The organism is Okeania sp. SIO3I5 (assembly GCF_010672085.1).
Taxonomy (GTDB): domain Bacteria; phylum Cyanobacteriota; class Cyanobacteriia; order Cyanobacteriales; family Microcoleaceae; genus Trichodesmium.
Map to the genome: position 1 here is coordinate 1 of NZ_JAAHHT010000102.1, position 13,328 is coordinate 13,328.

Annotated in this window: 9 protein-coding genes and 1 pseudogene; 4 read left to right on the top strand and 6 right to left on the bottom strand. The window is 36.1% G+C overall.

What is annotated here, in order from left to right:
- Nucleotides 1-1,345 precede the first annotated feature (1,345 nt).
- A complete protein-coding gene (locus F6K40_RS21635) occupies nt 1,346-2,275 on the bottom strand; it encodes an Rpn family recombination-promoting nuclease/putative transposase (RefSeq protein ID WP_293139171.1) in 930 nt (309 codons plus the stop codon).
- An 85-nt stretch (nt 2,276-2,360) separates the two neighbouring features.
- Between F6K40_RS21635 and F6K40_RS21640 the strand changes: the two genes are divergently transcribed.
- From F6K40_RS21640 to F6K40_RS21650, 3 genes are read left to right on the top strand one after another with little or no spacing between them, the layout of a single operon-like run.
- The gene (locus F6K40_RS21640; RefSeq protein ID WP_293139172.1) at nt 2,361-2,678 is read left to right on the top strand and encodes a hypothetical protein; all 318 of its coding nucleotides are present in this window, start codon (nt 2,361-2,363) and stop codon (nt 2,676-2,678) included.
- 31 nt (nt 2,679-2,709) lie between these two features.
- Nucleotides 2,710-2,997: a UPF0175 family protein gene (locus F6K40_RS21645; RefSeq protein ID WP_293139173.1), complete on the top strand. Its 288-nt coding sequence runs from the start codon at nt 2,710-2,712 to the stop codon at nt 2,995-2,997.
- On the top strand, nt 2,994-3,473 hold the full coding sequence (locus F6K40_RS21650; RefSeq protein WP_293139174.1) for a PIN domain-containing protein: 480 nt from the start codon (nt 2,994-2,996) through the stop codon (nt 3,471-3,473). The genes F6K40_RS21645 and F6K40_RS21650 overlap by 4 nt, the downstream gene beginning before the upstream one ends.
- 262 nt (nt 3,474-3,735) lie before the next feature.
- On the opposite strand, the gene F6K40_RS21655 is transcribed toward F6K40_RS21650, so the two are convergent.
- Entirely contained in the window at nt 3,736-4,611 is an 876-nt protein-coding gene (locus tag F6K40_RS21655; RefSeq protein ID WP_293139175.1) for a tetratricopeptide repeat protein, read from the bottom strand.
- Between the two features lie 786 nt (nt 4,612-5,397).
- Complete coding sequence (locus F6K40_RS21660; protein WP_293139176.1) at nt 5,398-8,235, bottom strand: TIGR02921 family PEP-CTERM protein; 2,838 nt, start codon at nt 8,233-8,235, stop codon at nt 5,398-5,400.
- Between the two features lie 469 nt (nt 8,236-8,704).
- Here F6K40_RS21660 and F6K40_RS21665 point away from each other — a divergent pair, with 469 nt between their 5' ends.
- Entirely contained in the window at nt 8,705-9,448 is a 744-nt protein-coding gene (locus F6K40_RS21665; protein WP_293139177.1) for a hypothetical protein, read from the top strand.
- 361 nt (nt 9,449-9,809) lie between these two features.
- On the opposite strand, the gene F6K40_RS21670 is transcribed toward F6K40_RS21665, so the two are convergent.
- The 3 genes and pseudogenes from F6K40_RS21670 to F6K40_RS21680 form a co-directional block, all read right to left on the bottom strand.
- Nucleotides 9,810-11,315 carry a glycoside hydrolase family 10-like protein gene (locus F6K40_RS21670; protein WP_293139178.1) on the bottom strand — a complete coding sequence of 502 codons (1,506 nt, stop codon included), beginning with the start codon at nt 11,313-11,315 and terminating at the stop codon, nt 9,810-9,812.
- Between the two features lie 520 nt (nt 11,316-11,835).
- Nucleotides 11,836-12,507, bottom strand: coding sequence for a hypothetical protein (locus tag F6K40_RS21675; RefSeq protein ID WP_293139179.1), 672 nt, complete (start codon nt 12,505-12,507; stop codon nt 11,836-11,838).
- Nucleotides 12,508-13,066: 559 nt separating this feature from the next.
- A pseudogene (locus F6K40_RS21680) lies at nt 13,067-13,328 on the bottom strand (ABC transporter substrate-binding protein); the annotation flags it as partial.

The window sequence follows — 13,328 nt, forward strand, 5'->3', positions numbered from 1 at the left end:
CGCTACTTTGTCAGTTTCCACTCAAGACTATTGGACAATAGTTAAATTAATTCTCAAAACTGAGCGTTCGGGCGATCGCTACTTTGTCAGTTTCCACTCAAGACTATTGTTCAATAGTTAAATTAATGCTCAAAACTGAGCGTTCGGGCGAGCGCTACTTTGTCAGTTTCCACTCAAGACTATTGTTCAATAGTTAAATGAATTATCAAAACAATGCGGGAGCGGTCGAGCGCTACCTTTCCAACTTTCTCTCAAGACTATTGTTCAATAGTTAAATTAACCAGGACTTAGGCAGAACCGCCATATCTATTAGGGGCGAATGGAAGAAAGCCCTCTGCGGATAGCGTATTGTCTAAGAATCTGGGTAAGTCCTGTTAATTATCAAAACGTAAGGAATCAGGCGAGCGCTACCTTACCAGTTTTCTCTCAAGACTATTGTTCAATAGTTAAATGAGTTAAATGAATTATCAAAACGTAAGGAATCAGGCGAGCGCTACCTTACCAGTTTTCTCTCAAGACTATTGTTCAATAGTTAAATGAGTTAAATGAATTATCAAAACGTAAGGAATCAGGCGAGCGCTACCTTACCAGTTTTCTCTCAAGACTATTGTTCAATAGTTAAATGAGTTAAATGAATTATCAAAACGTAAGGAATCAGGCGAGCGCTACCTTACCAGTTTTCTCTCAAAACTATTGTTCAATAGTTAAATGAATTATCAAAACAATGCGGGAGCGGGCGAGCGCTACCTTACCAACTTTCTCTCAAGACTATTGTTCAATAGTTAAATTAATGCTCAAAACGTAAGGAATTAGGCGAGCGCTACCTTACCAACTTTCTCTCAAGACTATTGTTCAATAGTTAAATTAATGCTCAAAACGTAAGGAATTAGGCGAGCGCTACCTTACCAACTTTCTCTCAAGACTATTGTTCAATAGTTAAATTAATGCTCAAAACGTAAGGAATTAGGCGAGCGCTACCTTTCCAACTTTCTCTCAAGACTAACGTAAGGAATTAGGCGAGCGCTACCTTGCCAGTTTCCACTCCAGACTATTGTTCAATAGTTAAATTAATGCTCAAAACGTAAGGAATTAGGCGATCGCTTTGGGAAAGTGTTGAACTTGATAAAGGTAGGTTAGTTTATTAATGGATAATGGATAATGGATAATTAATTACGTCTGGTAAAAACCGTGAGGGAATTGAATATAAAGAAATATCCTAGCACTTTCTTGTTTCAAAAACTATTTACAGTAAATAGTGTTACTTCCTCCTCGCTAGTATAGAGAGTGAGATAGAAAGCTAGAGATTTCAACAACTCTTTCATTATCAATTATCCATTATCAATTATCAATTATTAGCTAGCCAGTTTTCCAAGTCTGCTATTGTTGCTAAATCAAAAATTTCTTCACCTAAAATATCTAATTTTTCCAAAGATAATTGTTCTATCTGAGTCTCAATTTCTGGAGATATTTCTCCAAATTTTCGGCGAATTTGACGTAAGATTTGTTTCACTACTCCAATACCAATTCCTTCTTCCCTTCCAATACCAATTCCTTCTTCCCGTCCTTCGTTTCTCGCGAAACTAATTTGTCCTTGTTTATCTCTCATCAACTTCTCTTGTTCCTCTACTTCCTCTAATTCTTTATTGTTTAAGTTAGCTCGATTTGCTATCTTTAATGCTGCTTCTATTTCTGATACTTCTTCCAATGATTCTGGTATTACTTCTAAATTTGGAGCCGACTTAATAAAATATATCCATTTATCACTGAGGGTTTCTAAGGCTGACAATTCTTTTTCAAACTTGGGTAATTCTACAAACATTAATGTCAATTCATCTTCGTAATAAACCGATTCTTTCTCTTCTTTAAATCTGAATTTAGTAATCATTTTATCAATGTCCTCAAATAAAACAAAATCGGCGATTGTTAAAGCTATAAAAGGTTGCAACATCATATAACCTTGCCCTACGTCTAATTGATTTCCATAAGCTTTGGCTAAGTTATAAATTACTCGTTTTTTAAAATCTGCTACATTCAATATTTGCATTTCAATAATCACGTTAGAGCCATTATCTAAAAGTGCTTTGACATCAAAATAAGTATCTTTGATAGTGTTAGTAACTCCAGGGTTATAGGGGTTAATGATTTTGAGAGATTGAATAACATTTTGATTGTTATAAACTATGGCATTGAGAAAGCTAATCAGGATTTTTTGACTGTGAACAGAACCAAATATTTTTTTAAAGGCAAAGTCAGTTTTGGGGCTAATAAATGTCATGGTTATATATTTTCTAGAACTTATATGATTTATGGTATACTATAGATTATAATTTAATTTTAGTCTGTAAATTATTAAAACAAAAATGTTAAAGACATTTTGGGGTAGAGTTAAACAAGGCAAAATCGAATTGTTGGAACCGTCAGAGTTGCTGGAAGGAACCCAAGTGCTAATAACTCTGATTTCTGGTGATGAATCTGAATTTTGGCTTCAAGCAAGTCAGATTTTGGGAAGTGTTGAACTGGATAAAAGTAGGCTGGGTAGAACAACAGTGTTAGCGGAGCTTCCCGGAGGGAAACCCAACAAAACCTTTACATTTTCGGTTGATGTTGGGTTTCGTTACCTCAACCCAACCTACAAATATTCTTTCATTATCAATTATCCACTATCAATACTTTTATAGTATAATTAATTAACAACAAAAGGAGTAACTCATGCAGCAAATCCAGATTGCTTTGCCAGACGAACTTGCATCTTTCCTAAAAGAAAAATGGGGAAATTTAGAACGTAAGTTAATAGAAATAATAGTAGTAGAAGCTTATCGCGAAGGTTCGATTAGTAACGGTAAGTTACGAGAAATATTAGGTTTTTCCACTCCTTTAGAAGCGGATAAATTTCTCAAAGCTAAAGGAGTCGATTTAGATTACGACGAAGAGGATTTCATTAGCGATCGCCAAACCCACGAACTACTAGAGCAAGAAGGTAAACTCAAAAAGTTATGATAGTTGTCTCGGATACTTCACCCATTTGTTATTTACTACTAATCGGCGAAATTGAACTGTTGCCTCAACTTTACGGACAAGTTATCATTCCTAGAATAGTCGAACAAGAATTATCGGACGAGCGATCGCCTACTGTGGTAAGAAATTGGATTCAAACGCCTCCCAAGTGGATAATAATTGCAGATGTTACGGTTTCTGCGGACAAAGATTTAGATATTCTCAATGCTGGGGAAAAAACTGCTATTTGTTTGGCTCTCAAGCAAGGAGCAAATTTAATGATAATGGATGAAGCTTTAGGTAGAAAAGTTGCCCGCAATAAAGGATTAAAAGTGACTGGGTTGCTTGGCATTCTCGATCGCGCAGCTCAACAAAATCTAGTAGATTTTTCCGAAGCTATTGCTGCTCTCAAAGAAACTACTTTTCGCGCTTCATCAAAGTTGATTGAGTCTCTTTTAGATCGGTATTATAGCACTTAATGTTCTGTAGGGGAATGGGGCAGCTAAAAAAAAGCGATCGCTCTTTTCATTTGGTTCATCGTTATTTGATGATAAATTGGATTAATGGAGGTGATGTTCCTCCGGTTTCTGATTTTTGACTGAGGATGATATCTATGCTGAGTTGTTCAAAAATAGTTGAACTCGATAAAAGTAGGTTGGGTAGAAGGAAGTGAAACCCAACAACACTTTGGCGTTTTGGGTTGATGTTGGGTTTTGTTACTTCAACAAGGGCGTACAAATACTAATTTCCTCGTAATTCTTTGAGTTGATCTAGAGAGTTTTGATACCACTTTTGATTTCCTTGTTGTTTGTATAAGTTAGCAGCTTTTTCAAAGTCTGATATGGCTTTTTCAATATTCTTGTTAAGCTCGTAAATTAGACCTCGGTTATAGTAAGCATAAGCATATTTGGGGTTAAGTTGAATAGTTCGGTTATAGTCAGCGATCGCCTGTTGATAATTTCCCTGGTTATAGTAAACACGACCTCTGTTATTGTAAGCTTCAGCAAATTTGGGATTGAGTCGAATAGCTTGGTTATAGTCAGCGAGCGCTTGTTCATATTTTCCCTGGTTATAGTAAGCAAGACCCCTGCCATAGTAAGCATTAGCAAATTTGGGATTAAGTTGAATAGCTTGGTTATAGTCAGCGAGCGCTTTTTCATATTCACCTAGGTCATCGTAAACAATAGCCCTGTTATAGTAAGCATCAGCAAATTTGGGATTGAGTCGAATAGCTTGGTTATAGGCAGCGAGCGCCTGTTGATATTCTCCCTGCTTATAGTAAGCAAGACCTTTGTTATAGGAATCTTTAGAAACCAGCTGTGAAAATTGAACAGGAGGAATCAAGGGAACGTCACTTGTAGGTTTCGCTTTTTCGCTAGTCGAAGGAGGATCGGATTCACGAATAACATCATATTTTTTATCTTCTGGATTTTTTGTGATATCTGATTTAAAAAAGCGGCATATAATAATGTCTGTCTTACAAATACTAATAATATTGTCAACCACAGTAGTAAAATTTGCTGCCCCCGTTATTATTGCCCCTATTAGTGCTAAGAAGACAATATATGCAGGTCGTGAAGAATTATTTTGAGAAGGGTTTGGAGATTGTCTGGTCATTGGTAGTTTTGATTTTATTAATTAAAATATAATTTGATTATAGAGCAATCGCTTTTGGGAAATTTTCAACTGCTATGCAGCCCAGAAATTTATTTCTTAGCGGATGACAAAAATGCCTCTTAATTTAAAATAGCCATTAATTTCAAACATGACCTACTTTGCCTAATTATATTCTCTTACCTCTAGCCCTCTTTATGATCAGGACTTCTGCTATGCAATTCGGAAATTTATTTCTGGGTAGATGACAAAGATGGCTCGCCAAAGATTAAAATCCTTGGCTAATAGCTGAAGTTATCTTTCAGATGACTCTTGGCGTTTATGCCATCTCTAATTATAGATACAAGACATTTACTTCCTATTCCCTATTCCCTAACAAAATAAATCAAGAAAAATCCCATCGCACCTATCCCCAACAACATACCAGGTTCGGGTAAACTAACATTATTCAACAAATTTTTCGGCTCCGTCAACAACTCCTTACCATCTTAAACTTGACGCAGAAAACCATCTCCCCCTACTTCCCCACCTTTAAAAGCTTCCCGTTGTTCATCATTAACCAAAACTATCATCGAAGAATAGGGAGTAACTATATTGTAGGTTTTAGCGATCGCTTCCCTATTGAAATTAGGTTTTAGCGATCGCTTTTTTTACAGACTACAAAAGCATCTTTTCAGATTCCGTATTCAACCAAAAGTTCTCAATTATTAATCCGTATATCCGTGGCATAATCCGTGTGAGCAAGCCAACCTACACCTATTTTAGATGTGTCAGTCTACTAGAATTTTTCTACTTTTTTTTCAAAATAAATAAGAAAAACCCCATTGCCACCATTCCGAATACCATACCAGGTTCGGGTACACTTGCAGCATCCAACGGGTTATTAGGATTACTTAACTGCTCCTTGCCATCCTCAACCTTCCGATTAAAACGATCTGCCGCTGCTTCTGCAAGTTTGAGTGCTTCCCGTTGTTCATCATTCACTAAAACGATCATTGAAGAATAAGGCGTAACAATTTTATAAGTCTTGGCGATCGCGTGAATAGCATCCAACTCCTCCAAAGTTTCCAAATTTATTTTTTTACTCAACCCCAAAACTAACTTTTGAGCTGCCAGAGGAGCAAAATTATCCTCTGTTGTTTCCCCACGAGATTTGTCTAGCAAGTTCAATTTTTTTCTAACTAACCGTTCAGTTGCTAGGGGAGTAAAACTCTCCTCTATTATTTCCTCGCCAGATTTTTTCTCCATAAACCAAGCATATCCATCTGCCACACTAACAACAGATTTTCCTAATTTTGATTTTGCCGTCACTTGTTGGAATACCTCGGTAAGTTTTGTCGCCACACCACCCCCACTTTTTTGCATCAATTTTAATGTGGCATCATCATAAGCAGGAGGCATCGCTCCCAAATGCAACATCCACAAAGGTGCAGATAATTTCGGCATTTCTTGACTGTCATCGGAAAGTTCATAACTACCCTCATCTGTCACCAATATCAAACCATTGTAGCGAGTATCCCCTCGTAACTGGAGAAACTGTTGCAGCATTTCTTGATATTGGAGCGTACCGAAAAATGTAATTTTCTCAGCATCAAACTGACTAATATCATCAATGCGTTCGGGTGGAAAACCAACATCAGTCAGATATATGTCTGCATCACCGTTACCAAAACTCAGGTCTCCAAAACCATTTGCCACCAACCAGTCAATATTCTGTTTTAGTTCTTTGGTTTTAGTTCTCATGCTGTAGGAAGTATCCACAACCACTGCAAACCGTTCGCTTTCTGGTAAAAATTTTTCTGGCGTTACTAACGGTTGAGCAGAAATTTGATATCCATTGGCGAAATTTATCTGATGTTGTTGTGGAGTTGTTTCAGCAACTGCGGGAAGACTCGGTGGCAACCATGCTTCTCGATCGCCTCTGACAGACTTGGCGTTGTAAATTCGTTTAGTGTCTTGATTCCAATAGATGTTACGTTTTTCTGTCAACTCCGGTAAAGCAAAACTATTATCTTTTGCCATTACTTGATAAGTTAACCACAAGTGCATTTGTGTTGGTCTTTCCGAGTTATTTTTTCGTTCCCTTACTGACAATTTTGCTGGTACGGGAAATGCTCGCAAACGATATTGTCGAGGTCCGACTTTTTCGAGTAGAGCAGGATCGATCGGACGTTCTCGTCGGACTTGGGAATTATAAACTTTTTGTGCTGCACCACGGGGAGAAACTTTGAAAGGAAAACGTTGAGCGCGGTTGTCAGTATCACCCAACCAAATACCTGTAATAACTGCACTTTCTGGGAGGGTAAAATAATAGAGAATTTCTTGAGGTTCAAAGGTTTGATTTTCGTAAATTTCATATAATTCTATATCTGCCCAATCTCCATTTTCTGTAACTGTAATTTCTTGATTTTTCAGCCAGACTTTTTGCTCCCCAATATTTAATAATCCAGCTTTGACTTCATCTTGATTTGCTGTGGATTGAATAGCATTAATAATTGCTTTTTTTTCTGCTTTTTGAATAGGCGTATCGAAAAAATCACTGTATAGTTTTGCTGCCTTTTCTTTATCTTTATCCGAACCTTTATATAAGAAAGGTGACATAAGATGATTGAAATAATCTTGTAATCCTTGATTAATTGATTCTGGTAAACCAAAAGTGCTTCTGTACATGATCCGAATTTGACTACTTCTGGCAACCGTACTTAGATAACGATATGAGGATAAGTAGGCATTAACCAATCCATCTTTAATTAAATTAGAATTAGCCAAAAGTTCTTGGCGATCGCTCTGATTTCTGACTGGTAAATCTAACATTTGAAAAGCTACAACTTGAGGTTGTTGTTGAAATGAAACAAATAGAATCATCCAAGCAATTATTACAGCAACAGCACCTTGAAATGTACGTTCATGCCCATGTTGAAAAGCAAATATTCTCAATATTTTTTGCCCAGAATGAACGTATAAACTCGCCATTGCTGAAGGCATAAATACAAATAAAGTTGTGGTTAAAGCTAATACAAATAAAGATAAAACCAATGTAAATACATAGCTAGGAGCGTAAGTCAACTCAGAAATAATTCCTTTCAACCAGTAAAAAGAGAAAAACTCTCTTACCAACATTACAGATACTGGCACAGCATAAAATAGCAACAATATTCCCACATATAAACCAGTTAATAACATGAGAGTGTGGGCAAACAATTGTAACCATGATGCTAACCGATTTCGATTTGCATAACCATATAAAAGTTCTAGAGCAAAAGCAATAATACTAACTAATATTGTGCCTAAAATTAAAGTGCTGCCTTGAGTAATTTCTCGCAGTACAAATAAACGCAATAAACATAGTAAAAATAAAGGTGCTTCTACACCATAAAATAACCGGATTAATTGTAGAGGTTGTTTGCGAAAAAGCCATCCCCCAAAGATAGTACAAATAGTTGGAATTGCCACTATACCGATAAAAGATATACAAAAGTGATAGGGGATTAAACCAGAAAATGTAGCTTCAATTAAAGAGTCTCCAATAGTTGGTAAAATCCAGAAATAGACAAGTCCTAAAAATGCTACATTCCAGACCCAAAAGATACTGTAAAAAGTCAGATGTAAAAAAGTTTTTATTTTCATTATAAAATTCCTTCAAACTATCGATTTAGAAAAATGTAATAAGCGTAGGTTTGGTTGACGTAGGAAACCCAACAGCAATTACCAAAATAATTAATAATTAAGCAATTAAATAATTAAATAATTCAGGTTTAAAGCCTCCCCTTTCAAGGAAAAAAAATCAATCTTTTCCTTGAGCGCCAATCCTCTCCCTAAAAGGGAGAGGTAATTATCATTATCCATTATCCATTATCCATTATCCATTATCCATTAATGAAACTTTGTTAGGTTTATCCTGTGGAGTGGATAAGTAAAGTTGTTTGTTCCGGAAAAGCATCTAGCTTTTTGATATTAGGGTATTAGTAATTAAAAAGGTAATTTTCTACTAGGAGTAACATTCTTAGTCGGGTATTCAAAGCGATCGCTTTGAATGGCCTTGAAATTTTCACCTCTTGATTTACGAACACCCAAACTTAAACATTAGGTACAACTAATGACTAATCCACAAAATCCAAACAATCAAAACACTCAAGCAAATCAACAAAATTTATTGGACAAATTGATCGAATTATTACAAAGATTTCTCAAATTTATCGGTAAAAATAGTACGCGGATTCTTCTTATTCCTATTGCTGTTTTTTACACCATAAAAATTACTCTTAGTATTGTACAATTTATAGACTTTATCTATCCTCCAATAGATATTAGTAATTATAAATCGGGGTGGGTTTTGGTCAAAATCACAGGATGGTCAGAGACATCTTCTGATTTCGCTAAACAAGATGGAACAGATCAACTCAGAGCTTTTTTTGTTCAGAGATTAAAAGGAAAATCTAAACAAACTTCTATAATTTATACAGACGATCAACCTACGGATAGAATGCTAAATAAAGGCGTATCTCCAGAAAAAGATATTAGTGTTCTCAAAAATGTAGATTACCAAGGAAAAATTCCTGGTATTATCAAACCTATATCAAAAAGAAATTCTCAAACGCTTCTGGCACGACTCATTCAGGCGAGTAGAAATGAAGAACCTGTTTGTCTTTTTGTTTATGGTATACGTGATAATGATAAGTCTCAATTCTTGAACATTGTAGACTTTAAAACAGTGAATCAAAATTTTCAAGATGAATATAATACTCTTATAAAAGAAGAAAATCCACAGAGGAAACAAGATAAGTTAGTTAAGTTAACTGGGGATGCTTGCTCTGATCTTGATAAACCCTTATTTGAGTAACTATCAAAATATCAATAGATATTTTGACTCTCGAATATGAGCTTTCGTTAATCAGCAAAAACCTGGTTTTTTAACAACCATTAATATTTTGAGCGAATAGAGGAAATAGGGAACAGGGGAGTCTGGGGGTTTGGAGACCAAACCCCTACAATGAACTACATTGAAAAAATGATCACCCTGTACAAACGTTTTGCTGACGCTGTCGCTCCGCGTTAGCGGAGCGACATGTTTGCGGAGCATTCCCTATAAGAAAACGCATTTTTGTTATCCAACGTTCCTACTTTTTGAGGAGAAACGTTTTTGGAGGATTGCTCAAAATTCCCCAAAAACAATTTCTCAATTCAGAATTTAGAATTCTGAATTACTGCACCGTTACCACTTCTTCCAAACTTTCATTTGCCAAGCGATCGACTGCCCGCAAAGCATAAGTTCCGGGCGTCACTCTCACCGCATTAGTAGCAGAATTTAATACTTGCACCAGCGCCCACTGATTACCATTTTGCTGATACAACGCCCAAGAACGAACATCTCCAGTATCATCAATATTCCAACTAATAACATCAGAATTCACCTGTACTCCTGTGGGTGGTGCCGGAGGTTGATTATCTAACCACGGCATCGCTGGAGGTAATGCTGGAGTCGGATAAACTGAATTTTTGAACACATTATTTACACCCGCTACATTATCTCGAAACATCTTCATACTAAAAAAGATATTTCCTAAAGAAAGTTGACTTGCTCTCTGACGAGAAAGAGCAACTTGTCTCTCAAACTCAGATACTGACCAACCAGAAACTTCTAACTGACTTAAAAAGTTTCCAGCATAAATATGACGACGTTGGGGGTTTTGTTGCAACCACCAGTTTAACAACGCTGGATAACTCTGTTGAGGAGGATCGATCCGCCAATAAAGTTGGGGTGCCAAATAATCCACCCAACCCTTCTCCATCCATAATTTCACATCAGCATATAAACCTTCATATTGATCGAAACCTACAATACCGGGAGGATTGCCTGGGCGATAAATGCCAAACGGACTAATGCCAAATTTAACATAAGGTTTCTCAGCGTGAATACCTTCGTAAAGACGTTGCACCATATTATTCACATTCTGTCGTCGCCAGTTAGATAGAGAAAGAGTGCCACCAGATGCTTGATAAGCATTATAGGTTTGATAGTCGGGAAATTCTTGCCCTGCTTGAGGATAGGGATAGAAATAGTCATCGAAGTGAATGGCATCAATATCGTAACGCCGCACCACATCCATAATAGTGTTGAAAGTTTGGTCTTGAATGACTTTCGCTCCAGGATCTAACCAAATATTTTTGCCGTATCTATAAGCATATTGGGGATATTTGACTGCTGCATGGTTCGAGGAAAAGGAACCATCTCTGGGAGTAAGTTGGGCGCGGTAAGGGTTAAACCAAGCATGAAGTTCGATGTTCCGTTTATGACTTTCGGCGATCGCGAATTCTAAGGGATCATAATATGGTTGGGGAGGAGTTCCCTGTTTTCCGGTTAACCAACCACTCCAGGGTTCGATGGCGGAATTATAGAGAGCGTCTGCATTAGGTCGAACTTGCAATACTAAAGCATTGAGGTTTAGTTCCTGCATCCGGTTGAGGATATTGAGTAATTCTGCTTTTTGTTGGGCAACGGGTAAACCTGGTTGAGAAGGCCAGTCAATGTTGGCGACGGATGCTACCCAGACTCCACGAAATTCTCTGGGGGAAAAGAAGGATGGTTGTTGAGCAGTTGCGGTTGGTAAGTAGTTAGAGATTTGAGTCAGGGTTAGTCCTAATATTATTAGGCAACTCCAGAGGATGTTTTTGGGAATTTTAGCTAATAGTTTAGCGATCGAGTTCATTGTTAGATAGTTTGGATAATTTGACTTGATTTTACCTGATAGTTAACTAGACAGTACAAAGTTCTTGGAATAGCGATTGCTAGCAATCGCTATCGACAATCCCAAAATTAGAAACTTTCTAGAAAGAGCTGTATGTGCTTTCAATAATTAATAATTAATAATTAACAATTAATAATTAATAATTATCTCTTCTTAAAAAGAAGAGGATTGGTTAAAAAGGATTTTTTTTTCTCCTTTAAAGGAGAGGCTTTATACATTGATTTTTCGGTAAGCTTTTATCAGTAATACTTTCAAGAATGAAAGTAAATCTTTTTTGAGAAGAACTTTTTACTCTCCAGTAGTTAACTTCATACTGTTAAATAGAACTTACGGAAAAACGGGGTTAATCGACTAAACTTTGTGTCTGAAAATAACTGTGGCAATAAACCCAGTTTCTTATTTGAATGTCTGAGTGTAAATTAATCAGGACTTACGCATAACCACCATATTGTATAATTTGATATTTTTCAAGATATACCTACTAATAGGTGTAATTATATTCATATTCATAATTATAGGAATCTTCAAAATTAGTGCTAACTCTAACCCCATTATTATCAACATTACATACAAATTTATTTCTTTCTCCATAAACATCTATCCATCCTCGCCACTCCCAACCTTCTATAGTTTTCCTCACATCTTTTTGCGAAGACCACCGCCCATTACTAGGAAATCCCATTTCATATTTCATAAATTCTTGACAAGAACTCACAATACTACTGGCATTAGTCGGATTTTCATATTCATATAAGCGCTCGGGAAAACTATCAGGATAGGTTTCTTTTTTGTAAGTATATGCTGTTACTTCATTGTCGTCGATATTGCAGACAAAATTGTTTTTTTCTCCATCAAATTCTACCCAACCTTGCCATTGCCAACCGGATTGAGTTTTAGTTATATCTTCCACAGATGACCACCGCCCATTACGAGGAAATCCCATTTGATATTCCATAAATTCTTGACAAGACCTCACAATATAATTGGTATTAATATTAGTTTCCCTGGCATTCCTTCTTGTCAGTTTTCTATGATTAATAGTGCCTGGATAATCATAATTCCTCAGTTTAATATCACTATTATTACCAACATCGCAGGCTGTTAGAAAAACAACTGTAGCTAATGTTATTGCTAGGTTTTTTTTCTTCATCATTTTCTGTAAGGAAATAAAAGTTTTGATTATAATAGCACTAAAAATTACTTTTGGAAAATTTTTTTGGAAAAAATACAGAAATATAGTGCTCGGGAATAGGGAATAGGGAATAGGGAATAGGGAACAGTTGTACAAACATTTCCTAGTCTGAAATTCATCATAAAAAGAGCTTTCTACTGACTGCTGACTATTGAACAATAGAAACAGTTTCAAAAATGATAATAATCAGCTTTTTCTACTGACTGCTATAGCAGGGAACAGGGAACAGGGAACAGGGAACAGTTAGAAAAACATTTCCCAGTCTAAGGTTCATCATCAGTCCATGTCCTAAGCAACTCTTTCTCAGCTATAACTATTAAACAATAGAAACAGTCTCAAAAATGATAATAATCAGCTCTTTCTACTGACTGCTGACTATTGAACAATAGAAACAGTCTCAAAAATGATAATAATCAGCTCTTTCTACTGACTGCTGACTATTGAACAATAGAAACAGTCTCAAAAATGATAATAATCAGCTCTTTCTACTGACTGCTGACTATTGAACAATAGAAACAATTTATTTATCCTGAATTTTCAATTCCTCAATATTCCAAAAAGCTCCACCAATAGCAGAAAATTTTAAATTATCAATATGATTACGAACTGCTTCGAGAGAAAGAGGATTTACTAAAAAAAATATAGGCAATTGTTCAGCAACAATTTGTTGAAATTCTCCGTAAATTTCCCGGCGTTTATTTTCATCTACTGTCTGATATCCAGCAATAAATAAACGGTCAATTTCTTTTTCCCAATCAGAAACTTGCCAATTTTTCATTGGT